The 22,343-nt window shown below is 61.8% G+C and carries 19 protein-coding genes; 17 read left to right on the top strand and 2 right to left on the bottom strand.

All coding sequences use genetic code 11. The features are described from left to right. Positions 1-11: 11 nt before the first annotated feature. Together flgM and flgA are read right to left on the bottom strand one after the other, a co-directional pair. On the bottom strand, positions 12-326 hold the full coding sequence (flgM, locus tag KSS93_RS21915) for a flagellar biosynthesis anti-sigma factor FlgM (protein WP_217885953.1): 315 nt from the start codon (positions 324-326) through the stop codon (positions 12-14). A gap of 185 nt (positions 327-511) precedes the next feature. Then, positions 512-1,261 (bottom strand): flagellar basal body P-ring formation chaperone FlgA, encoded by a 750-nt coding sequence (gene flgA, locus KSS93_RS21910; RefSeq protein ID WP_217885952.1) that lies wholly within the window; start codon positions 1,259-1,261, stop codon positions 512-514. A gap of 63 nt (positions 1,262-1,324) precedes the next feature. On the opposite strand from flgA, the gene KSS93_RS21905 reads away from it, so the two are divergent. From KSS93_RS21905 to KSS93_RS21825, 17 genes are all read left to right on the top strand, one after another. Next, positions 1,325-2,254 (top strand): chemotaxis protein CheV, encoded by a 930-nt coding sequence (locus KSS93_RS21905; protein ID WP_217885951.1) that lies wholly within the window; start codon positions 1,325-1,327, stop codon positions 2,252-2,254. A gap of 49 nt (positions 2,255-2,303) precedes the next feature. Further along, positions 2,304-3,131 (top strand): protein-glutamate O-methyltransferase CheR, encoded by an 828-nt coding sequence (gene cheR, locus KSS93_RS21900; RefSeq protein WP_217885950.1) that lies wholly within the window; start codon positions 2,304-2,306, stop codon positions 3,129-3,131. A 347-nt stretch (positions 3,132-3,478) separates the two neighbouring features. Beyond that, a complete protein-coding gene (gene flgB, locus KSS93_RS21895) occupies positions 3,479-3,886 on the top strand; it encodes a flagellar basal body rod protein FlgB (protein WP_217839687.1) in 408 nt (135 codons plus the stop codon). A gap of 2 nt (positions 3,887-3,888) precedes the next feature. Further along, a complete protein-coding gene (flgC, locus tag KSS93_RS21890; RefSeq protein WP_217839686.1) occupies positions 3,889-4,332 on the top strand; it encodes a flagellar basal body rod protein FlgC in 444 nt (147 codons plus the stop codon). A gap of 15 nt (positions 4,333-4,347) precedes the next feature. After that, positions 4,348-5,055, top strand: coding sequence for a flagellar hook assembly protein FlgD (gene flgD / locus KSS93_RS21885; RefSeq protein ID WP_217839685.1), 708 nt, complete (start codon positions 4,348-4,350; stop codon positions 5,053-5,055). A gap of 32 nt (positions 5,056-5,087) precedes the next feature. Further along, the gene (gene flgE, locus KSS93_RS21880; RefSeq protein ID WP_217885949.1) at positions 5,088-6,443 is read left to right on the top strand and encodes a flagellar hook protein FlgE; all 1,356 of its coding nucleotides are present in this window, start codon (positions 5,088-5,090) and stop codon (positions 6,441-6,443) included. A gap of 72 nt (positions 6,444-6,515) precedes the next feature. Then, positions 6,516-6,701: a hypothetical protein gene (locus KSS93_RS21875; protein ID WP_217885948.1), complete on the top strand. Its 186-nt coding sequence runs from the start codon at positions 6,516-6,518 to the stop codon at positions 6,699-6,701. A gap of 101 nt (positions 6,702-6,802) precedes the next feature. Beyond that, a complete protein-coding gene (locus KSS93_RS21870; protein ID WP_217885947.1) occupies positions 6,803-8,530 on the top strand; it encodes a type I secretion system permease/ATPase in 1,728 nt (575 codons plus the stop codon). After that, a complete protein-coding gene (locus tag KSS93_RS21865; protein WP_225917236.1) occupies positions 8,527-9,840 on the top strand; it encodes an HlyD family type I secretion periplasmic adaptor subunit in 1,314 nt (437 codons plus the stop codon). The genes KSS93_RS21870 and KSS93_RS21865 overlap by 4 nt, the downstream gene beginning before the upstream one ends. A 64-nt stretch (positions 9,841-9,904) precedes the next feature. After that, positions 9,905-13,732 (top strand): beta strand repeat-containing protein, encoded by a 3,828-nt coding sequence (locus tag KSS93_RS21860; RefSeq protein ID WP_217885946.1) that lies wholly within the window; start codon positions 9,905-9,907, stop codon positions 13,730-13,732. Between the two features lie 222 nt (positions 13,733-13,954). Beyond that, the gene (gene flgF, locus KSS93_RS21855) at positions 13,955-14,695 is read left to right on the top strand and encodes a flagellar basal-body rod protein FlgF (RefSeq protein WP_217885945.1); all 741 of its coding nucleotides are present in this window, start codon (positions 13,955-13,957) and stop codon (positions 14,693-14,695) included. Between the two features lie 47 nt (positions 14,696-14,742). Then, entirely contained in the window at positions 14,743-15,528 is a 786-nt protein-coding gene (gene flgG, locus KSS93_RS21850; RefSeq protein ID WP_217839681.1) for a flagellar basal-body rod protein FlgG, read from the top strand. A 34-nt stretch (positions 15,529-15,562) separates the two neighbouring features. Next, complete coding sequence (flgH, locus tag KSS93_RS21845) at positions 15,563-16,258, top strand: flagellar basal body L-ring protein FlgH (protein WP_217839680.1); 696 nt, start codon at positions 15,563-15,565, stop codon at positions 16,256-16,258. 12 nt (positions 16,259-16,270) lie between these two features. Beyond that, positions 16,271-17,380, top strand: a complete 1,110-nt coding sequence (locus KSS93_RS21840) for a flagellar basal body P-ring protein FlgI (protein WP_369992253.1) — start codon at positions 16,271-16,273, stop codon at positions 17,378-17,380. 11 nt (positions 17,381-17,391) lie between these two features. Continuing rightward, complete coding sequence (gene flgJ / locus KSS93_RS21835; protein WP_217839678.1) at positions 17,392-18,585, top strand: flagellar assembly peptidoglycan hydrolase FlgJ; 1,194 nt, start codon at positions 17,392-17,394, stop codon at positions 18,583-18,585. An 11-nt stretch (positions 18,586-18,596) separates the two neighbouring features. Continuing rightward, positions 18,597-20,645: a flagellar hook-associated protein FlgK gene (flgK, locus tag KSS93_RS21830; protein WP_217885944.1), complete on the top strand. Its 2,049-nt coding sequence runs from the start codon at positions 18,597-18,599 to the stop codon at positions 20,643-20,645. Positions 20,646-20,656: 11 nt separating this feature from the next. After that, positions 20,657-22,228, top strand: coding sequence for a flagellar hook-associated protein 3 (locus tag KSS93_RS21825; protein WP_217885943.1), 1,572 nt, complete (start codon positions 20,657-20,659; stop codon positions 22,226-22,228). The last annotated feature ends 115 nt before the right edge of the window (positions 22,229-22,343 follow it).

Raw genomic sequence — 22,343 nt, 5'->3', positions numbered from 1 at the left:
GCGCCGAAAGGTTAGCGCTGCGCTTCGAAATCAAGCAGTTTGCTGGCGACCCGGCCTGCATCGACCTGGTAGCTGCCATCTGCGATCGCCTGCTTCAACTCGGCCACGCGGGCGCTGTTGACGGTAGGCTGGTCGCGCAGCTTGTCGCTGATCTTTTGCAACTGCTGTGCCTCTTGGCTCAGGTGTACCGTTTCTCCGCTGGCATTGCTGCGCACTGGGGCTTGGCTGGCTTCACCGGCTTTTTCGGTGTTGCCGGAAGCTGCGGTACCGCGAGCGCCGCCCGTAACGGACGGAGAATTATTCAAACGACTGAAGTCGATGACCATGATCAGAACCTCTGGGTATTTGGACGCATGCCTTGTTTTCGGCCAACCCGAAACAAACTTTAGGCGCAAATGCATTGCCGCCCGTCAGCAGGCCTGCGTGACCCGATTTCCGACACAGTTTAGGGGGCGGGGTTCCTTACCGCCAGTCTTCTGTCGTTTGCTGATAACCCGTTTGCGGGCCTGTGTTACATGGCTACCTCTACCTGGCCTGGGCCGGTCACCCGTGCCTTGACCACGCGTTTGGAATTCAGGTTGCGTACCCGTATCTGTTCCTGCATGCCGCCTTTGCTCAACGCCTCGCCCGGCATGCGCACGCTGAGGCTGCCGCTGCGGGCGATGATCACCACGTGGTCGCCCTTGCGGATCACCTCGGCCTGTTCCAGTTGTACCTGCGTCAAAACCTGGTCGAGCACCACCGGCCTTACAAGTTTCATGCCGACCGCCTGGTCCAGCTGCGTCAGGTAGCCGGGGCCCAGGGTGCCGACATCACGCTCGCGCAGCGCTACATCGCCTTCGTCGACCATGCTTTCGCGCTTGAGCGGGCGGGTCATCACCACCACGTTGCGCAGCAGGCGCACCTGGGCCGGCACGAACACCGTCCAGGGCGCGGCGCCGTCGCAGCGGACCTTTACCGTCACCCGGCCCAGGGGTGTCGGGCTTTCCAGCGAAGCGTCAAGTTGCTGGCTGCACAGCGGCATGCGCAAGCGCGGGTCGAGGTTGTTGACCTGGATCTCGTAGCGGCCTTCAGTCTGGGTGGTGGCCAGGTAGTCTTCCACGGTGAATTCAAGAAACCCTTGGGTGACACCGATAAGCTGTTCAGGCAAGGTGAACGCGTCTGCCAGCGTGCGAACGCCGGGTGCCATGAAGCACAGGGCGGCCAGCGTGCCGGTCAGCAAGCGCGTCAGTCGTCGGGAAAATGTCGTTTTCGTGTACATGGTGCTCAAAAAAGCAAAGCCCGTGCCGACTCGGTACGCAGGCAATCGTTGAAGGAGTCCGGCATGGCTGGAGTGATGGATTCGGTCAACCAGCGCACACAGCTGGTGGGGCAGAATCGCCTGGAGCTGCTGTTGTTCCGCCTCAATGGCGAACAGCTCTACGGCATCAATGTGTTCAAGGTCCGGGAGGTGCTGCAGTGCCCGGTGCTGACGCTGCTGCCCAAGGCTCACCCGGTGGTGCGCGGCGTGGCCAACATTCGCGGGGCGACCATCCCGATTCTCGACCTGTCGATGGCCACCGGGCTGCCGGGGCTGCGGGAGGAAACCCGTAACAGTTTCGTGATCATTACCGAGTACAACACCAAGACCCAGGGCTTCCTGGTGCACTCGGTGGAACGCATCGTCAACATGAACTGGGAAGAGATCCACCCGCCACCCAAGGGCACCGGGCGCGATCACTACCTGACGGCGGTGACCCGGGTCGACAACCGCATGGTTGAAATTATCGACGTGGAAAAAGTGCTCGCCGAGGTTTCGCCGTCGTCACAGCAGGTGTCGGCCGGTGTGGTCGACGAGGAAGTGGCGGTCAAGGCGGTGTCGCTGCGGGTGTTGACGGTCGATGATTCGTCGGTGGCGCGCAAGCAGGTCAGTCGTTGCCTGCAGACCGTCGGGGTCGAAGTGGTGGCGTTGAACGATGGCCGTCAGGCGCTGGATTACCTGCGCAAGCTGGTCGATGGGGGCAAGCGGCCGGAGGACGAGTTCCTCATGATGATTTCCGACATTGAAATGCCGGAGATGGATGGCTATACCCTCACATCAGAGATCCGCAACGACCCGCGTATGCAAAAACTGCACATCTGCCTGCATACTTCGCTGTCCGGAGTGTTCAACCAGGCGATGGTCAAGAAAGTAGGGGCCGATGACTTCCTGGCCAAGTTCAGGCCGGACGACCTCGCCCAGCGCGTTGTCGACCGCATCAAGGCAACCCATTGAAACAGCCGGGGCCCGCCCCGGCGCTAGCGATTTGAGAGAGGCGGCAGCTTTGTCTACGGGTAATTTGGATTTCGAACAGTTCCGGGTCTTCCTGGAAAAAGCCTGTGGCATCCTGCTGGGCGAGAATAAGCAGTACCTGGTCTCCAGCCGTCTCAACAAGCTGATGGAGCAACAGGGCATCAAATCGCTGGGCGAGCTGGTGCAGCGCATCCAGACACAACCGCGCAGCGGCCTGCGCGAGCAGGTGGTCGATGCCATGACCACCAACGAAACCCTGTGGTTTCGCGACACCTACCCCTTCGAAGTGCTCAAGAGCAAGGTTATCCCCGAGTTCATCAAGGGTAACCCTGGCCAGCGCCTGCGCATCTGGTCGGCGGCCTGCTCCTCTGGTCAGGAGCCGTACTCCATCTCCATGGCCATCGACGAGTTCGAGCGTACCAATCTCGGCCAATTGAAGATGGGCGCGCAGATCGTCGCCACCGACTTGTCCGGTGCCATGCTGACCAACTGCAAGACCGGCGAATACGACAGCCTGGCCATCGCCCGCGGGCTGTCACAGGAGCGCCTGCAGCGCTACTTCGACCCCAAGGGGCCGGGGCGCTGGGCGGTCAAGGCGCCGATCCGCAGCCGCGTCGAGTTCCGTTCGTTCAACCTGCTCGACAGCTATGCCGCGCTGGGCAAGTTCGACATCGTGTTCTGCCGCAACGTGCTGATCTACTTCTCGGCCCAGGTCAAGAAGGACATCCTCATGCGCATCCACAGCACCCTCAAGCCGGGCGGCTACCTGTTCCTTGGCGCCTCCGAGGCGCTCAACGGCCTGCCGGACCATTACCAGATGGTCCAGTGCAGCCCGGGGATCATCTACCAAGCCAAGTAAGGCGGGTGGTGGCAATGAAAAAGGCCGGTATCGCGAGATACCGGCCTTTTTCGTTGCCCCTGTACGAGCCGGCTTGCCGGCGATGAGGCCGGCACAGCCAGAACAAAGCTATTGCCTCCCCGTGCAAGGCGGCAAAACCTGACGTCAATTTTTTGTTTTGCCGCTTTTGCCGCCTGGCAATTGCCGCTTGCCTGCCATCGGGCGGAACCGCCTTGCCGCTTTTCTGGCAGGCACAACCGGCAAAGTAGTGGCGCAGCCCAGTGAATCCGGGCTTCGGTAAAACTGGCACAGCCCTTGCTAAAGCTTTGCCAACGAAATTCCGGTCAACCTTCGAAGGTTTCCCCGACATGAGCATCAGCTTCGACAAAGCGCTTGGCATCCACGAAAAGGCATTGGGCTTCCGCGCCCAGCGCGCCGAGGTGCTGGCCAACAACATCGCCAACGCCGACACGCCCAATTACAAGGCGCGTGACATGGACTTCTCGTCGGTGCTCGCCGCCGAAGCCGACAAGCAGCAGAAGGGCCGCATTGCGCTGGACCGCACCAACACCCGGCACATCGAGGCCGAAGGCCTGGCCATGGCCGACGACACCCTGCAGTACCGCACCCCGACCCAGCCGTCGATCGACCAGAACACCGTTGATGCGCAGATCGAGCAATCGAACTACACCGAAAACGCCATCGGCTTCCAGGCCAGCTTCACCCTGCTCAACAGTAAATTCAAAGGGCTGGTATCGGCCCTGCGCGGAGAGTAACCATGTCCCTGTCCAGTGTTTTCAACATCGCCGGTAGCGGCATGAGCGCGCAGAACACCCGCCTCAACACCGTCGCCTCCAACATCGCCAACGCCGAGACCGTCTCGTCGAGCATCGACCAGACCTACCGCGCCCGCCACCCGGTGTTCGCCACCACCTTCCAGAACGCGCAAAACGGCGTCAGCCAGTCGCTGTTCCAGGACCAGGGCGAAGCAGGGCAGGGCGTGCAGGTCAGCGGCATCGTCGAGGACCAGAGCAACCTCGAAGCCCGCTACGAGCCCAACCACCCGGCGGCGAACAAGGACGGCTACGTCTACTACCCCAACGTCAACGTGGTCGAGGAGATGGCTGACATGATCTCCGCCAGCCGTGCGTTCCAGACCAACGCCGAGCTGATGAACACCGCCAAGACCATGATGCAGAAAGTGCTGACCCTGGGTCAGTGATAAGGAATCCGGACCATGGCAATCGATACCACCGGCGGCGTCAATCTTAACGATGTCATCGCCAACTCCGGCGTCAGCACCAGCACCACCAACAAGTCGCTGACCAGCTCCGCAACCGGCAGCAACACCCTGGGCAAGGATGCGTTTCTGCAACTGCTGGTCACCCAGATGCAGCACCAGAACCCGCTGGACCCGCAAGACAACAGCGAATTCGTCGCCCAGCTGGCGCAGTTCAGCAGCCTTGAAGGCATCACCTCGCTGAACGAGTCGGTCAGCAACATCACCAGCGCCATGGCGTCGTCGCAAGCGCTGCAGGCGTCGTCGCTGGTCGGCCGTTCGGTGATCGTGCAGAACGACAAGGCCGTGGTCGACACCACTGCCAGCTTCAATGGCCAGTTCGTCGTGCCGCAGTCCATCAGCGAAGCGAAGATCACCATCACCGACAAGGACGGCAACGCGGTCAAGACCATCGAGCTGGGCTCGCAGGCTGCCGGTTATGCCGACTTCATCTGGGATGGCACCAACTCCAAGGGCGAGAAGGTCGACCCGGGCACCTACACCTTCACCGCCACCACCACGGTGAACGGCCAGTCGGTGCAGATGAACACCCTGCTGCCGGCCAAGGTCACCAGCGTCAGCTTCAACACCACCGGCGAGATGGTTCTCAACCTCGCAGGCGTGGGCAAGGTTTCCCTGTCCGACGTACAAACCATCGGTATCTAAGGCCGACAGAACGGCACAAAAGGAGCTACAGCATGTCTTTCAATATCGGCCTTAGCGGTCTGTACGCAGCCAGCAAGCAACTCGACGTTACCGGCAACAACATTGCCAACGTCGCCACCACCGGCTTCAAGTCCTCCCGTGCCGAGTTCGCCGACGTGTACGCCGGCGCCAACCGCCTGGGCGTTGGCAAGAACCAGGTTGGTAACGGTGTGCGCCTGGCGGCGATCTCCCAGCAGTTCAGCCAGGGCGACGTCAACAACACCGGCAACGTGCTGGACATGGGCATCCAGGGCCAGGGCTTCTTCATCCTGTCCGACAACGGCGCGCAGGTGTACACCCGTGCCGGTGCCTTCCAGAACAGCAAGGACAACTACGTGGTCACCTCGGACGGTCTGCGCCTGCAAGGCTATGCCGCCGACGAGAACGGCAATATCAAGCGGGGCGTGCTGACCGACCTGAAAATCGACACCTCGGCGCTGGCTCCCAAGGCCACCACCCTGATCGACCAGGGCATCAACCTGGACTCCGAGGCTGACATCATCGCTTTGCCGATCGTGCCGACCCCAGCTCCACCGGCTGATGCCGGCGGCCCGGCCTTCGACCCTGCGGACGATACGACCTACACGAAGTCGTTCCCGACCAAGGTGTATGACACCCAGGGTAACGAGCACACCATGGAGCAGTTCTACCGCAAGACCGACACCAATGAGTGGACCATGTACACACTCATTGACGGCCGCAACCCGCTCGATCCAACCAGCACCGATCCGCTGGAAGGTACTATCAAGTTCAACTCCGATGGCAGCGTGCTGTCGATGGACGCCGAGACGGTAACTCCGGCCGACGCCTGGACCGTGACCAACAACACCTTCACCCTCAATGGCTGGATTCCGGCTGCCAAGAACGCCGCGGGTACCTGGGCGTCCAACGGTTCTGCAGCTGCTACCGGCGGCATGCGTCTGTCGATGAACAGCACCACTTCCTACAACGAAGAAACCGCACGCTCGTCGCAGTCCCAGGACGGTTACGCCACCGGTATCCTGTCGAGCCTGTCGATCGACTCTACCGGTGTGATGTTCGCCAGCTTCAGCAACCAGCAGTCGCGCGCCATCGGCCAGGTGGCCCTGGCCAACTTCGCCAACGAGCAGGGCCTGCAGCAGATCGGTGGTACCCGTTGGACCGAGACCTTCGCCTCTGGCATTCCGGGTATCGACACGCCGAAGACCGGTACCCTGGGCAGCGTCGAGTCCAACTCGCTGGAAGCCTCCAACGTCAACCTGACCCAAGAGCTGGTCGAGCTGATCAAGGCGCAGAGCAACTACCAGGCCAACGCCAAGACCATCTCCACCGAAAGCACCATCATGCAGACCATCATCCAGATGACCTGATGCTTTGCGCTTGAGCGTGTTCGGCGAACCCCTTTCCCTGTAAAGGGGTTCGTCGTTTTTGCAGGAGGTATGATGAACAAGTTGCTTGTGGCGCTGTTGGCCGCGTTCTGCCTGTACCAGGCCCAGGCCGGCACCGCCCCCTGGTGGCGCTGGGAAAGTCAGGTCGACGGGCGCCTGGTGTGCTCGCAGTGGTCGCCGGGGGAGGGCTGGAAGAAGTTCGCCGGCCCGTACACCAATGCTGGTTGCCGGGAGCCCTGAGCCGCTGTCCAGGATGGTTCGATGCTATCGTTTGCGAAAATTTCTTGAGGTATCATCGGCAGCTGCGGTTTACGCTGACGTCTTTTCCAAGGATCGGAACTTTGAATAGTAGTAAGAGCACCGGCGCGCATGTGCTACCGGGTCGGCTTCGTGTTGTCGCCAGAAACAGCTTGCTGGGTGCCGGGTTGTTTTCCGGGGTGATCAACCTGTTGGCCTTGATCGGCCCGTTGTTCATGCTTGAAGTGTACGACAGGGTCATCCCTAGTCGTAGTCTGCCAAGCTTGATTGCCTTGGGATTATTAGTATTCGGCGTTTATGTGGTTTTTGCCGCAGTGGACATTCTGCGTTCGCGGGTCATGTCCCGAGTCGCAGCTATGGTCGATGCGGCGCTGTCTGGTCGGGTGTTCGAAGTCATGGCCGGCACACCTTTGAAGATATCCCTGAACCAGGACCCGCTCAAGCCCGCCCATGAGCTCGAACAAATTCGCGCTTTTGTTGCGGGGCCTGGCCTTGTGGCGCTCTTCGACCTGCCTTGGATGCCGGTCTACCTTGCACTCAGTTTCTATATCCACGGAGCGTTAGGTTGGCTGGCGCTGGGCATGATTGCGCTCATGGTGTTGTTTACCGGGCTGACGGATCATGGTACCCGCCGGGCGATGCGTACCAGTGCCGAGTTGCTAAGCCAGCGCAACCGACTTGGTCAGCAGGCGCATGCCGGCGCAGAAGTGCTCGCGGCAATGGGCATGGCAGGGCGCGCCGCCGAACACTGGCGGAGGCTGCATGGGCAGTACGCCACGCTGCAACGGCGCACCACTGATGTTGGTAGCTTCTACGGTGGAATCACCAAGGCCATGCGCCAGTTGGTGCAGTCCGCATCGTTGGGGGTTGGGGCTTGGTTAGTGATTCAGGGGGATCTCAGTGGCGGCGCTATCATTGCGGCCTCGTTCATTGTGGCGCGAACTCTGGCTCCGGCCGAGCAGATTATAGGCAGCTGGCGCAGCCTAGTGTCGGCACGCCTCGCCTGGCAGCAGTTGCAAGCTGTGTTGTCGATGTTCCCTGCCCAGTCAGAAAAGACGGCGTTGCCAGTACTCGGCCGCGAGGTGCGGGTAGATAGCCTGTGTGTGGCGCCGCCGGGTGTTCAGCGCCTGGTGCTGCAAGGGGTGAGTTTCACCTTGAGTGCGGGCAGTGCGTTGGCAGTGGTCGGTCCGAGTGCATCCGGAAAGTCGTCGTTGGCGCGTGCTCTGGTTGGTGCCTGGCCGGCTGCACGTGGTGAGGTGGCGGTGGATGGTGCGGCGCTGGGCTTGTGGCCGGATGCTGCGCGGGCAGCATTCACCGGCTATCTGCCGCAGAGCGTTGACCTGTTCGAGGCGAGTGTGGGGCAGAATATTGCACGCCTGCAGGCCGGTGCCGATGCTGCAGCCATTGTGCAGGCCGCTCGTCAGGCTGGTGTGCATGAGCTGATCCTGCAGCTCCCCCAAGGGTATGACACGCCCGTTGGTGCGGGAGGTGTCAACCTTTCTGCGGGTCAGCGCCAGCGTATAGGGCTCGCGCGAGCGCTGTACGGCAGCCCCTTCTTGGTCGTTCTCGACGAGCCCAACGCCAACCTCGACAGTGAAGGTGAAAGGGCGCTGGCTCAGGCCATTCAGGGTGTCAAGGCCCGTGGTGGCGTGGTGGTGGCTATTGCACACCGCTCTGGCGTGCTGTCGGTCATGGACCAGGTGCTTGTGCTGGAGCAAGGTCGGCAGGCTGCATTCGGCCCGCGCGATGCCATGCTGGCGCGGCCCAAGCCTATCGCCGAGGCGTGGGCAGTGAGCGGGGGGCAGGCATGAAGTCGGTAGATGATGAGCTGATGCTGGTACGCTCGTTGCGTCGCCATCTGTTGGCTGGTGCCGCTGTGGTTGGCGGGCTATTGGGTGGCGCGCTGCTGTGGTCGGCTGTTAGTGAGTTGGCCGGCGCAGTGATCGCCCCGGGCGCTGTGGCGGTGCAAGACAGTGTGAAGAAAGTTCAGCACCCCAGTGGGGGGGTGGTGGCGCAGCTGTTGGTTCGCGAGGGCCAGGAAGTTCAAGCTGGCCAGACGCTGCTGCGCCTCGATGCCACCCAGCAGGAGGCCAGTCACGCGATTGCCGCCAACGCGTTGGACCAGGCGTTGGCGCGTCAGGCGCGCCTGGAGGCGGAGCGTGACGGCCAGCATGAAGTCAGTACGCCTGCGCGATTGGTTGCGCGCGACGGCAACCCTCAGGTTGTGGCGATCATGGCGAGTGAGCGGCAGCTGTTCATCGATCGCCTCCAGTCCCGTGAAGGCCAAAAGCAGCAGTTGCGCGAACGCATTACCCAACTGAGCCAGACTATCGCTGGCCATGATCTGCAACAGCGCACCAAGGGGGAAGAAATCCGTCTGATGGACGAGGAGTATCAGGCGGTCAAGACGCTGCAGAAAAAAGGCTTGATGACTCTTGACCGGGTCAATGCCTTGGCCCGCGGTATTGCCCGCTTGCAGGGCGAGCGCGGGCAACTGGTCGCCTCCATTGCCGAGGCCCGTGCGCGCATTGCCGAAACTCGGCTTGAGCTCCTGCAGGTCGATCAGCGCTTTCGTGAGCAGGTCTCGCAAGAGTTGCGCGACCTGATGGCGCAGCAGGGGGAGTGGGTGGAGCGCGAGGTTGCCGCTTCCGACCAGCTCAAGCGTGTCGCTTTGCTGGCGCCCAGTGCTGGCCGGGTCCAGCAGTTGGCTGTGCACACTGTCGGTGGCGTTATTTCCCCCGCTGAAACAGTAATGCAGATCGTGCCTGTGGATGACGAATTGCTGGTGGAGGCGCGGGTATCCCCTCAGGACATCGATCAGGTGGTGCTGGGCCAGCAGGCCTTGTTGCGCTTCAGTGCTTTCAATCGTGCTACTACGCCGGAGGTTGCCGGGCGTGTGGTGCGGCTTTCGGCAGACCTCGTGACCGATCCGCAAAGCGGTCTGGGCTTTTATCGCGCCGGTATTCATATTGACAAAGCCGAGCTGCGCAAGCTCGACGGCCTCACGCTGATACCGGGGATGCCGGTAGAGTCGATGATCCAGACGGGTCGTCGTACGGTTCTGTCCTACCTGCTTAAGCCGGTAGGTGATCACGCGCAACGAGCATTCAGGGAAGGCTGAGCGCCATCGAAGGATCGGCGTTAGTACACGGACGTTCAAACATTGGTGCAAGGAAGGAGTTGCAATGGCAGTTATTCAAGGAACCGCAGGTGCCGACAATTTGGTTGGTACTGCTGCAAGTGATCAGATTTATGGCCGAGGAGGAGACGACATTCTCAATGGCGGCGATGGTGACGACATTCTTTACGGGGGTGAAGGCGCTGACCAGTTGATCGGTGGCAACGGCACCGACTCGGTTTCGTATGAGGACATCAGTTCGGGCGCTGTCACGCTCAATCTCAAAACTGGTGTGCATACCGGGGCGGCCGCTGGTGACACCTTCAACAGCATTGAGATTTTCCGTGGCTCGAACTACAACGACACCTTTGTCAGTGATGCCACTGCCCAGGCTTTCGTGGGTGTCAACGGCACCGATACGATGGATTACTCCAGTTCGTCTCAAGCCGTCAGCTTGACGTTCGATGCCGCAGGCGCTGGTACGGGCGCCGGCGGCGATGCCGAAGGCGACAAGTTTTCGTTGATCGAGCGCTTCATCGGTACGTCCTTCAACGACACCTTCATCTCGGCAAACAACGGCTACACCTTCATTGGTGGTGATGGCAATGACACCTATATCGTCAACCATGCGGGGGTGAAGATTGTCGAAACCACCACGGGTGGCGACGATGAAGTGCGCACCTCGTTGGGTAGTTACAGGTTGATCGACGGCGTCGAGCGCCTGACCTACACCGGAACAGGTTCTTTCCTGGGTTATGGAAACAACGGTGACAACATCATCACCGGTGGCAACAACGCCGATATTCTTTATGGGGGGGAGGGCGCCGACCAGTTGATCGGTGGCGGCGGCATCGACTCGGCTTCCTATGAGGACGTCAGCACTGGCGCTATCACGTTGAACTTCAAGACTGGCGTACATACCGGTGCCGCAGCAGGCGATACGTTCGATAGCATCGAGATTTACCGCGGTTCGAACTACAACGACACCTTTGTCAGTGATGCCACTGCTCACACCTTGGTCGGTGCCGGCGGCACCGATACGCTCGATTATTCCGATTCGTCTCAAGCCGTCAGCTTGACGTTCGATGCCGCAGGCGCTGGTACGGGCGCCGGCGGCGATGCCGAAGGCGACAAGTTTTCGTTGATCGAGCGCTTCATCGGTACGTCCTTCAACGACACCTTCACCTCGGCAAACAACGGCTACACCTTCATTGGTGGTGATGGTAATGACACCTATATCGTCAACCATGCGGGGGTGAAGATTGTCGAAACCGCCACGGGTGGCGACGATGAAGTGCGCACCTCGTTGGGTAGCTACAGCCTGGTCAGTGGGGTCGAGCGCCTGACCTACACCGGAACAGGTTCTTTCCTGGGTTATGGAAACAACGGTGACAACATCATCACCGGTGGCAACAACGCCGATATTCTTTATGGGGGGGAGGGCGCCGATCAGTTGATCGGTGGCGGCGGCATCGACTCGGCTTCCTATGAGGACGTCAGCACTGGCGCTATCACGTTGAACTTCAAGACTGGCGTACATACCGGTGCCGCAGCAGGCGATACGTTCGATAGCATCGAGATTTACCGCGGTTCGAACTACAACGACACCTTTGTCAGTGATGCCACTGCTCACACCTTGGTCGGTGCCGGCGGCACCGATACGCTCGATTATTCCGATTCGTCTCAAGCCGTCAGCTTGACGTTCGATGCCGCAGGCGCTGGTACGGGCGCCGGCGGCGATGCCGAAGGCGACAAGTTTTCGTTGATCGAGCGCTTCATCGGTACGTCCTTCAACGACACCTTCACCTCGGCAAACAACGGCTACACCTTCATTGGTGGTGATGGTAATGACACCTATATCGTCAACCATGCGGGGGTGAAGATTGTCGAAACCGCCACGGGTGGCGACGATGAAGTGCGCACCTCGTTGGGTAGCTACAGCCTGGTCAGTGGGGTCGAGCGCCTGACCTACACCGGAACAGGTTCTTTCCTGGGTTATGGAAACAACGGTGACAACATCATCACCGGTGGCAACAACGCCGATATTCTTTATGGGGGGGAGGGCGCCGACCAGTTGATCGGTGGCGGCGGCATCGACTCGGCTTCCTATGAGGACGTCAGCACTGGTGCTATCACGTTGAACTTCAAGACTGGCGTACATACCGGTGCCGCAGCAGGCGATACGTTCGATAGCATCGAGATTTACCGCGGTTCGAACTACAACGACACCTTTGTCAGTGATGCCACTGCTCACACCTTGGTCGGTGCCGGCGGCACCGATACGCTCGATTATTCCGATTCGTCTCAAGCCGTCAGCTTGACGTTCGATGCCGCAGGCGCTGGCACGGGCGCCGGCGGCGATGCCGAAGGCGACAAGTTTTCGTTGATCGAGCGCTTCATCGGTACGTCCTTCAATGACACCTTCACCTCGGCAAACAACGGCTACACCTTCATTGGCGGTGATGGCAATGACACCTATATCGTCAACCATGCGGGGGTGAAGATTGTCGAAACCACCACGGGTGGCGACGATGAAGTGCGCACCTCGTTGGGTAGTTACAGCCTGGTCAGTGGGGTCGAGCGCCTGACTTACACCGGTAGCAATGCCTTCGCAGGCTACGGCAACAGTGCCGATAACATCATTACCGGCGGTAACGGCAATGACGTACTTTATGGCGGTGGTGGTGCCGATCAGCTGATTGGCGGTGAGGGCCTCGATACTGCTTCGTACCTTGACAGCAGCACCGGCGTGTCCATCAACCTGAAAACCGGCCAGCATACTGGATATGCCGAAGGCGACACCTTTGTCAGCATCGAGAAGTTCGTCGGCTCAAACACGAGTGACAAATTTGTCGGCACCGCTGGCGCTGATATTTTCGATGGCGCCGGTGGCAATGATCTTGTCAGCTTCGCTGACGCAAGCGAAGCGCTGGTGCTCGACTTGACCAAGCCACTGACTGGGCTTGCAGCGGGCGACGTCTACACCAACATCGAAATCTGGGAAGGGACATCGTTCGACGATACCTTCATCGGCACCTCTGCGAACGAAAATTTCGTGGGTGGCGCAGGTGCCGATGTGATCAACGGCGGTGCCGGTAAGGACGCAGCCTGGTACGTCACCAGTAGTGCAGGAGTTTCGGTTGACCTTGCGGCCGGTACTGCTCATGGAGGCGATGCTGAAGGCGATGTGTTGATCGGTATCGAGGGGCTGGCCGGGTCTGCCCATGACGATGTGCTGAACGGAGATGCCTACGCCAACACCATTTTTGGCGCGGAAGGCAGTGACGTCATCAATGGCGGTGGGGGTAACGATTTCCTCTATGGGGACGGTATCTACTACGGTGACTTCGGCATGCTCTCGCGTGACGAAAACAAGCTGATGGCCCAGGCTGACATCATCAATGGTGGCGATGGCAATGACAGCATCTACGGTGGTGGCAATGATGTCGGCTCCATCCTGCACGGTGATGCTGGTAACGACTACATCCAGACTGCTAGCGGCACAGCCTTTGGTGATGCGGGCAACGACCAACTGGTGGGTAACGGCATTGGTTACAAGCTTTATGGTGGTGACGGGATCGACCAGTTGAGGCTGTACGCCTCGGGTTCTGCTGACGGGGGTGAAGGGGGGGATACCTATACGGTCGACTCTCGCTCGCAGGTGACCATCCAGGACACCGGTACTACCGGCGTCGATACGGTCATCCTGAAGCAGTTCGCGACTTTCAGCGACGTTATTCTCAGTCGCCTGGGGGATGATGCGTTCCTCTTCACCCAGGCTGACTGGAATGCTGGCAAGCTCGACACAGGCGTCAAACTGACTGATTGGTATGCCGGCTCGAACACCATCGAGTCGTTCCAGACCAGCAACGGAGATGTCTTCACCGTGACCTGACGGTTCGTGTTGGTGGCGTCAAGGGCGGACAATTCTTGCCGCCGGCGGCACATAGTCCGCCGACATTTTGTCTCTGTCTGGGCATTAGTGCTGGGCGGATAAGGCCAAAGCCCCGTAAACACGGGGCTTTGGCTTTTTTAAGGCACTTGGCGTGAAACTTGCTCAGCACTTCGCACAGCAACGGCGAGCGGCAAGCGTTCGCCAGTGCAGCGGAGGATGACTGTGGACAAGATGCTTTACGTGGCCATGACCGGCGCCAGCCAGAACGCGCTGGCGCAGAAGGCCCACGCCAACAACCTGGCGAACGTTTCCACCAATGGTTTCCAGCGAGACCTGGAACAGGCGCGCTCGATGCCGGTATTCGGCGACGTTTTACCGTCGCGGGCCTTCGCCATGACCGAGCGCCCGGCCACTGATTTCAGCGAAGGGCCGATGGTCGAAACCGGCCGCGAGCTGGATGTGGCAGTGTCCGGTAAGGGCTTCATCGCCGTGCAGGCGCCCGACGGCAGCGAAGCCTACGTGCGCACCGGCAGCCTGAACATTGACGCCCTCGGCGTGCTGCGTGCCGGTAACGGCATGCCGGTCATGGGCAACGGCGGCCCGATTGCCATCCCGCCGGAGCAAAAGGTCGAGGTGGGTTCGGACGGCACCATCAGCATCCGCTCCATGGGTGAAGACCCGCGAGTGATGGCCGAGGTCGACCGCATCAAGCTGGTCAACCCCGACATCAAGACCATGACCAAGGGTCTCGACGGGCTGATCCACACCAAGAGCGGCCAGCCGGCCGATGTCGACGTCAACGTGCGCGTGGTCTCGGGCTTCCTCGAGGGCAGCAACGTCAACGCCGTCGAAGAAATGACCTCGGTGCTGGCCCTGTCCCGCCAGTTCGAACTGCACGTGAAAATGATGAACGCAGCCAAAGAAGGCGATGAAGCCATGGCGCGTGTTTTGCAAATCGGCTAACCACACTTGAACGGGTGCCGTAAAACAGGCGCACGAGGAGAATACTGATGCTTCCGGCTCTTTGGGTCGCTAAAACCGGCCTGTCCGCCCAGGACACCAACCTGACCGTCATTTCCAACAACCTGGCCAACGTCTCGACCACCGGCTTCAAGCGTGACCGTGCCGAGTTCGCTGACCTTCTGTACCAGATCAAACGCCAGCCGGGCGCCCAATCCACCCAAGACAGCGAACTGCCTTCGGGCCTGCAGGTCGGTACCGGTGTGCGCATCGTCGGCACCCAGAAGAACTTCCAGACCGGCAGCCTGCAAACCACCGAGAACCCGCTGGACATGGCCGTCAACGGCCGCGGCTTCTTCCAGGTGCTGCAACCGGACGGCACCGTCTCCTATACCCGTGACGGCACCTTCCACCTGAACTCCGACGGCCAGGTCGTGACCGCCAACGGTTTCACCCTGGAGCCTGCGATCGTCGTACCGAACGACGCCCAGACCTTCACCGTCGGCCAGGACGGCACCGTGTCGATCACCGTTGCCGGCAACCCGGCTTCGCAGGTCATCGGCAACATCCAGACCGCCGACTTCATCAACCCGGCCGGCCTGCAGGCCATCGGTGACAACCTGTTCCTGGAAACCGCCGCCAGCGGCGCGCCACAGGTCGGTACCCCAGGCCTGAACGGCTTCGGCACCACCCTGCAGCAAACCCTGGAAAACTCCAACGTGAGCACCGTGGAAGAGCTGGTCAACATGATCACCACCCAGCGTGCCTACGAGATGAACTCCAAGGTCATCTCCACCGCCGACCAGATGCTGTCGTTCGTCACCCAGCAGCTGTAAGCCATAAAGCTCGTTACACCGTGAGGTATGCAACATGAAGCGTCTGTTGTCCGTTTTCGCCCTGGGGGGGGCGGTGTCGCTGGCCGGTTGCGTCGCGCCGACGCCCAAGCCCAACGACCCGTACTACGCGCCGGTTCTGCCGCGCACCCCGTTGCCGGCAGCGGCCAACAACGGTTCGATCTACCAGGCCGGTTTCGAGCAGAGCCTGTACACCGACCGCAAGGCGTTCCGGGTGGGTGACATCATCACCATCACCCTTAACGAGCGCACCTCGGCCAGCAAGAACGCAGGCTCGCAGATCGCCAAGGACAGCAAGGCCGACATCGGCCTGACCTCGCTGTTCGGTACCGTGCCCAACACCAACAACCCGTTGGGCAGCGGCGACCTCACCCTCAATGCCGGCTACGAAGGCACCCGTGCGACCAAGGGGGCAAGCTCGGCATCGCAAGGCAACACCCTGACCGGCTCGATCACCGTCACCGTCGCCGAGGTGCTGCCCAACGGCATCATCGCTGTGCGCGGCGAAAAGTGGATGACCCTGAACACCGGTGAAGAGCTGGTGCGTATCGCCGGCATGATCCGCGCCGACGACATCGCCACCGACAATACCGTACCGTCCACCCGGGTGGCCGATGCGCGCATTACCTATTCCGGTACCGGTTCGTTCGCCGACGCCAGCCAGCCCGGTTGGCTCGATCGCTTCTTCATCAGCCCGCTCTGGCCCTTCTGAGTACGGATGACCATGTTCAACGCTAGGCGGTTGATTGCCGCGACACTGCTCATGACCTGCGCGTTCGCCGCCCACGCCGAACGCCTGAAGGATATCGCCAGCATTTCCGGCGTACGTACCAACCAGCTGATCGGCTACGGCCTGGTGGTGGGCCTGAACGGCACCGGCGACCAGACCACGCAGACCCCGTTCACCCTGCAGACCTTCAACAACATGCTGTCGCAGTTCGGCATCAAGGTGCCGGCAGGCTCCGGCAACGTGCAGTTGAAGAACGTCGCTGCGGTGTCGGTGCATGCCGACCTGCCGGCCTTCGCCAAGCCCGGTCAGGCGGTGGACATCACCGTGTCGTCGATCGGTAACTCCAAGAGCCTGCGCGGCGGCAGCCTGCTGATGACCCCGCTCAAGGGTATCGACGGCAACGTCTACGCCATTGCCCAGGGCAACCTGGTGGTGGGCGGCTTCGATGCCGAGGGCCGCGACGGCTCGAAGATCACCGTCAACGTTCCGTCGGCCGGCCGCATTCCTGCCGGCGCCACCGTCGAGCGCGCGGTGCCGAGCGGCTTCAACCAGGGCAACAGCCTCACCCTGAACCTAAACCGCCCCGACTTCACCACCGCCAAGCGTATCGTCGACAAGGTCAACGAACTGCTCGGCCCAGGTGTGGCCCAGGCCGTGGACGGTGGTTCGGTGCGGGTCAGTGCGCCGATGGACCCGAACCAGCGCGTCGACTACCTGTCGATCCTGGAAAACCTCGAGATCGACCCGGGCCAGGCCGTGGCCAAGGTCATCATCAACTCGCGTACCGGCACTATCGTCATTGGCCAGAACGTCAAGGTGTCGCCGGCCGCGGTGACCCACGGCAGCCTGACCGTGACCATCACCGAAGACCCGATCGTCAGCCAGCCCGGCCCGTTCTCCAATGGCGAAACCGCCGTGGTGCCACGTTCGCGGGTCAATGCCGAGCAGGAAACCAAGCCGATGTTCAAGTTCGGCCCGGGCACCACGCTGGATGAAATCGTCCGTGCGGTGAACCAGGTGGGCGCAGCCCCTGGTGACCTGATGGCGATCCTCGAAGCCCTGAAACAGGCCGGCGCCCTGCAAGCCGACCTGATCGTGATCTGAGGGCGGTGGCAATGGACAGCAAAAGCCTGGTTTCGAGCAGTGGCGACAGCGGCGCGTTCACCGACCTCAACCGCCTGAACTCGCTCAAGCACGGTGACCGTGACAGCGAGGCCAACATCCGCAAGGTGGCCCAGGAATTCGAGTCGCTGTTCGTCAGCGAAATGCTCAAGGCATCGCGCAAGGCCACCGATGTGATGGCCGACGAAGACAGCCCGATGAACAGCTCGACGGTCAAGCAGTACCGCGACATGTACGACCAGCAGCTGGCCGTGAGCCTGTCCCGCGAGGGCGGTGGTATCGGCTTGCAGGACGTGCTGGTGCGCCAGCTGTCGAAAAACAAGGCCGCGCCGGTCAACACCAGCCCGTTCCCGCGTATCGAGGGCAATGCCCCGGCGCTGTGGGGCACCAAGGTGGATGCCGCAGCCAACGCCACCCAGGCCAGCGTCCACCGCAACGATGTGGCGGCGCTCAATTCGCGCCGCCTGGCGCTGCCAGGCAAGCTCACCGACCGCCTGCTGGCCGGTATCGTGCCGTCGGCGGCCACCACCAACACTGCCGCCGTGCCGGCCCGCGACGGCCAGCCACTGGTCGATGGCGTGGTCAAGGGGGACTGGGAGCCGGCCCAGGCCTTCGCCGCCAGCAGCAGCAACGGCATGCGCATTCTTGGGCGCGCCGTGGCCCAGCCGCCGCTGGCGCCGCAAAAGGCCTTCGCCGGCAGCGACGAATTCGTCGCCACCATGCTGCCGATGGCCGAGCAGGCCGCCAAGCGCATTGGCGTCGACCCGCGCTACCTAGTGGCCCAGGCCGCCCTGGAAACCGGCTGGGGCAAGTCGGTCATGCGCAACAGCGACGGCAGCAGCAGCCACAACCTGTTCGGCATCAAGGCCACGGGCAACTGGCAGGGTGGCGAGGCGCGGGCGATCACCAGCGAGTTCCGCGACGGCCAGTTCGTCAAGGAAACCGCAGCGTTCCGTTCGTACGATTCGTACCAGGACAGCTTCCACGACCTGGTCAGCCTGTTGCAGAACAACTCTCGCTATCAAGAAGCGGTGAAGTCGGCCGATAAACCGGAACAGTTTGTGCGAGAGCTGCAAAAGGCCGGGTACGCCACCGACCCGAACTACGCCAGCAAGATCTCGCAGATCGCAAGACAGATGAAGTCGTACGAGAGCTACGCGTCGCTCGGTACCACAACGAAACTTTAAGGGCTTGAACCATGGCGAGTTTGATCAACATTGGCATGTCCGGGCTGACGAGCGCTTCGTCGGGCCTGCATACCACCGGCAACAACATCGCCAACGCCGATGTCGCCGGCTACTCCCGTCAGCAGAACATCCAGCGCAGCAAGGGCTCGGTGCAGGAGGGCCAGGTGTTCATGGGCACCGGCACCACGCTGGCCGATGTTCGCCGGGTGTACAACTCGTTCCTCGACGCGCAGCTGCAAACCGCCACCTCGCTCAACAGTGACAGCACCACCTACCTGAACCAGGTGACGCCGCTGAACAACCTGTTGTCCGACAGCAACACCGGTATCACCAGTGCCCTGGCCAACTTCTTCTCGGCCCTGCAAAGCGCAGCCAACAAGCCGACCGAAGACGCCTCGCGCCAACTGCTGCTGAGCAACGCCGACGCCCTGGCCAATCGCTTCAACAGCCTGTCTGCCCAGTTCAAGGAGCAGAACACCAACATCAACGGCAACCTCAGCTCGCTGACCTCGCGTATCAACGAACTGACCTCGAGCATTGCCCAGTACAACGAGCAGATCTCCAAGGTATCGGCGATCACCGGCCAGCCCAACGACCTGCTCGACCAGCGCAACGAAGCCGTGCGCCAGCTCAACGAGCTGGTCGGCGTGCAGACCGTCGAGCGTGACGGCAGCATCGACGTCTACCTGAAGAACGGCCAGTCGCTGGTACTGGGCAAGACCACCAACAAGATGAGCGCCGAGCCCAGCGCCACCGACCCGACCCAGTACGCGGTCAAGATCGACCGCGGCAGCACCACCATGGACATCACCAGCAGCATCACCGGTGGCGAGATGGGCGGCCTGCTGCGCTACCGCAGCGACACCCTGGCCCCGGCCATGAACGAGCTGGGCCGTATCGCCCTGGTGGTCGCCGAACAGATGAACTCCCAGTTGGGGCAGGGCATCGACAAGAACGGTGAATTCGGCGCGGCGCTGTTCAACGACATCAACAGCGACAAGGCCATGTCGGCGCGTAGCACGCCGAAGGTGGGCAACACCGGCAGCGCCGACCTGAACGTGGTCATTCGCGATACCGGCAAGCTCAGCACTAGCGACTACCAAGTGACCTTCGTCGGCCCTGGCACCGACCAGTACCAGGTCAAGAAGCTGCCTGACGGCACCGACATGGGCACCTTCAGCACCAACGACGACCCGGCGCCGGTGATCGATGGCTTCAGCATCGACCTGGCCAGCGGTACCGCGGCAGTGGGCGACAGCTTCAAGATCACCCCCACCCGCAATGCCTCGGCCGAAATGGACGTGGTGCTTACCGACGCCAAGCGCCTGGCCCTGGCCGCACCGCTGACCGCCACCACCAACAGCGGCAACAAAGGTACTGGTGTGATCACCCAGCCGGTGCTGACCTCGGTACTGGACATCGCCGACCCGGCCCAGCGCCTCGACCTGCAGACCGGCATCAAGTATTCGACCCCGGTACGCCTGGTGTTCGGCAGCGAGACCACCTCGCCGCAAACCTACGAAGCCTTCGATGCCAAGGGCAACAGCATCGGCACCGGCACCTTCGTGCCGGGCCAGAGCAACACCCTGAGCTTCAGCGTGCCGATGGTCGACAGCGCCGGCAACCCGATCAACGACGCCAGCGGCACGCAGAAGAACTTCACCTTCGAGATGGACATCGCCGGTTCGCCCAAAGAGGGCGATACCTTCAGCGTCGCGCTGACCGGCGCAGGCTCCTCGGACAACCGCAACGCGCTGGCCCTGCAAGGCCTGCAGACCAAGCAGACCATGGACATCGGTTCGACCAAGGGCATCAGCATCACCGACGCCTACGGCAAGCTGGTGGAAAGCGTGGGTGCCAAGGCCAAGCAGGGCCAGATGGACTCCCAGGCCACCGGTGTCATCCTCACCCAGGCCACCGCCGCCCGCGATTCGGTGTCCGGCGTGCAGCTGGATGAAGAGGCCGGCAACCTGGTCAAGTATCAGCAGTACTACACCGCCTCGTCGCAGATCATCAAGACGGCGCAGGAAATCTTCAACACCCTGATCGCTGCGCTTTAAGGAGTTTGCCCATGCGTATTTCCACGGCCCAGTTCTACCAGTCGAGCGCGGCAAACTACCAGCGCAACTATTCCAACGTGGTCAAGACCAACGAAGAAGCCAGCTCCTTCGTGCGCGTCAACACCGCTGCCGACGACCCGGTGGGCGCGGCGCGCCTGCTGCAACTGGGCAATCAGGCAGACATGCTGGCGCAGTACAAGACCAACGCCACCAACATCACCAACTCGCTGAACCAGGCCGAGACCACGCTCGACTCGATCAACACCATCCTGACGCGGGTCAACGAGCTGGCGCTGGAGTCGGGCAACGCCGGCTACACCGACACCGAGCGCAAGGCCAAGGCCGCCGAGCTGGGCCAGCTGGAAGACCAGCTGCTGAGCCTGATGAACAGCCGCGATGAAAACGGCCAGTACCTGTTCGCCGGCTCCAAGACCGACACCGCGCCGTTCGTGCGCAATGCCGATGGCACCTACTCTTACCAGGGCGACCAGACCCAGCTCGAGCTGCAGGTCGGCGACATGCTCAAGATGGCCGGCAACAGCACCGGCTTCAGCGTGTTCCAGCAGGCCCTGAACACCAGCCGCACCGAAACCACCCTGGCCACCCCGGCAGTGGATGATGGCCGGGTCAAGTTGTCCAACGGCCAGGTGTCCGGCAGCGTCACCTACAACGACCGCTTCCGCAGCGGCCAGCCGTACACCATCACCATGCTCAGCAGCACCCAGTTCAGCATCACCGACAGCCTGGGCAACGACGTCACCGCCGAGGCCACCCAGGGCGGCACCTTCGACCCGAACGTCGCTGGCGGCTCGGTGGTCAGCTTCCGTGGTGTCGACCTGCGCCTGAACATCAACCTGCAGGATGGCGACGTGCCGGACACCGCCGTGGCAGGCCACAGCTTCACCCTGCAGAGCAAGCCCGACACCATCAACACCACCCGCAGCCCGGGCAACCCGTCCAGCGCCCAGGTAACCTCGGCAAGCATCACCGACCCGGCCAAGTACCAGGCGATGTTCCCCAACGGCGGTGCGGTGATCAAGTTCACCAGCGCCACCGATTTCGGGCTGTACGCCCAGCCGCTGACCGCTGACAGCCGCCCGGTGGCGAGCGGCACCATGGCCGGCAACGTGGCCTCGGCCGCCGGTGTCGACTTCACCTTCAGCACCACGCCGCCGCAGCAGTCGGGCGACCAGTACATGGTGACCGTGGACAACCACCAGACCCAGAACGTACTGGACACCGTGGCCCAGCTGCGCACTGCCCTGAGCAAGCCGATCGAAGGTGACGCGGCGGCCTACCAGCAGCTGCGTGCCGACCTGGACTCGGCCATTGCCAACATCCAGAGCGGCCAGGACTCGCTTAGCACTGCCGTCACCGATATCGGTGCCCGGGGCAAGGCGCTGGAAATCCAGCAGGCCACCAACGAGAGCCTGACCATCGCCAACACCAACACCCAGTCGTCGATCCGCGACTCCGACCCTGCCGAAGTGGTGATCCGCCTGACCCAGCAGAAGGCCATGCTCGAAGCGTCGCAGACCGCGTTTGCCCGCATCAGCCAGCTGAGCCTGTTCAACGCCCTCTGAGTGCGCCTGCTGCCGTCACCCTCCGCCCGCCCGGGGCAAGGGTGACGGCGCCGTGTTTCCCCTGTGGTAGCGACTGTTCTGAATTCTCTGCGGGCAGTCGCCTGTCGAGAGATTT

The organism is Pseudomonas xanthosomatis, from assembly GCF_019139835.1.
Taxonomy (GTDB): Bacteria; Pseudomonadota; Gammaproteobacteria; order Pseudomonadales; family Pseudomonadaceae; genus Aquipseudomonas; species Aquipseudomonas fakonensis.
Note: the sequence above shows the minus strand (reverse complement) of the source record. Positions and strands in the feature narration are given on the sequence as shown.

Bases quoted from the DNA above. Each gene is read 5' to 3' on its own strand.
- flgM (WP_217885953.1), bottom strand. From the start codon at position 326: ATGGTCATCGACTTCAGTCGTTTGAATAATTCTCCGTCCGTTACGGGC.
- flgA (WP_217885952.1), bottom strand. From the start codon at position 1,261: ATGTACACGAAAACGACATTTTCCCGACGACTGACGCGCTTGCTGACC.
- KSS93_RS21905 (WP_217885951.1), top strand. From the start codon at position 1,325: ATGGCTGGAGTGATGGATTCGGTCAACCAGCGCACACAGCTGGTGGGG.
- flgB (WP_217839687.1), top strand. From the start codon at position 3,479: ATGAGCATCAGCTTCGACAAAGCGCTTGGCATCCACGAAAAGGCATTG.
- flgC (WP_217839686.1), top strand. From the start codon at position 3,889: ATGTCCCTGTCCAGTGTTTTCAACATCGCCGGTAGCGGCATGAGCGCG.
- flgD (WP_217839685.1), top strand. From the start codon at position 4,348: ATGGCAATCGATACCACCGGCGGCGTCAATCTTAACGATGTCATCGCC.
- flgE (WP_217885949.1), top strand. From the start codon at position 5,088: ATGTCTTTCAATATCGGCCTTAGCGGTCTGTACGCAGCCAGCAAGCAA.
- KSS93_RS21875 (WP_217885948.1), top strand. From the start codon at position 6,516: ATGAACAAGTTGCTTGTGGCGCTGTTGGCCGCGTTCTGCCTGTACCAG.
- KSS93_RS21865 (WP_225917236.1), top strand. From the start codon at position 8,527: ATGAAGTCGGTAGATGATGAGCTGATGCTGGTACGCTCGTTGCGTCGC.
- KSS93_RS21860 (WP_217885946.1), top strand. From the start codon at position 9,905: ATGGCAGTTATTCAAGGAACCGCAGGTGCCGACAATTTGGTTGGTACT.
- flgG (WP_217839681.1), top strand. From the start codon at position 14,743: ATGCTTCCGGCTCTTTGGGTCGCTAAAACCGGCCTGTCCGCCCAGGAC.
- flgH (WP_217839680.1), top strand. From the start codon at position 15,563: ATGAAGCGTCTGTTGTCCGTTTTCGCCCTGGGGGGGGCGGTGTCGCTG.
- KSS93_RS21840 (WP_369992253.1), top strand. From the start codon at position 16,271: ATGTTCAACGCTAGGCGGTTGATTGCCGCGACACTGCTCATGACCTGC.
- flgJ (WP_217839678.1), top strand. From the start codon at position 17,392: ATGGACAGCAAAAGCCTGGTTTCGAGCAGTGGCGACAGCGGCGCGTTC.
- flgK (WP_217885944.1), top strand. From the start codon at position 18,597: ATGGCGAGTTTGATCAACATTGGCATGTCCGGGCTGACGAGCGCTTCG.
- KSS93_RS21825 (WP_217885943.1), top strand. From the start codon at position 20,657: ATGCGTATTTCCACGGCCCAGTTCTACCAGTCGAGCGCGGCAAACTAC.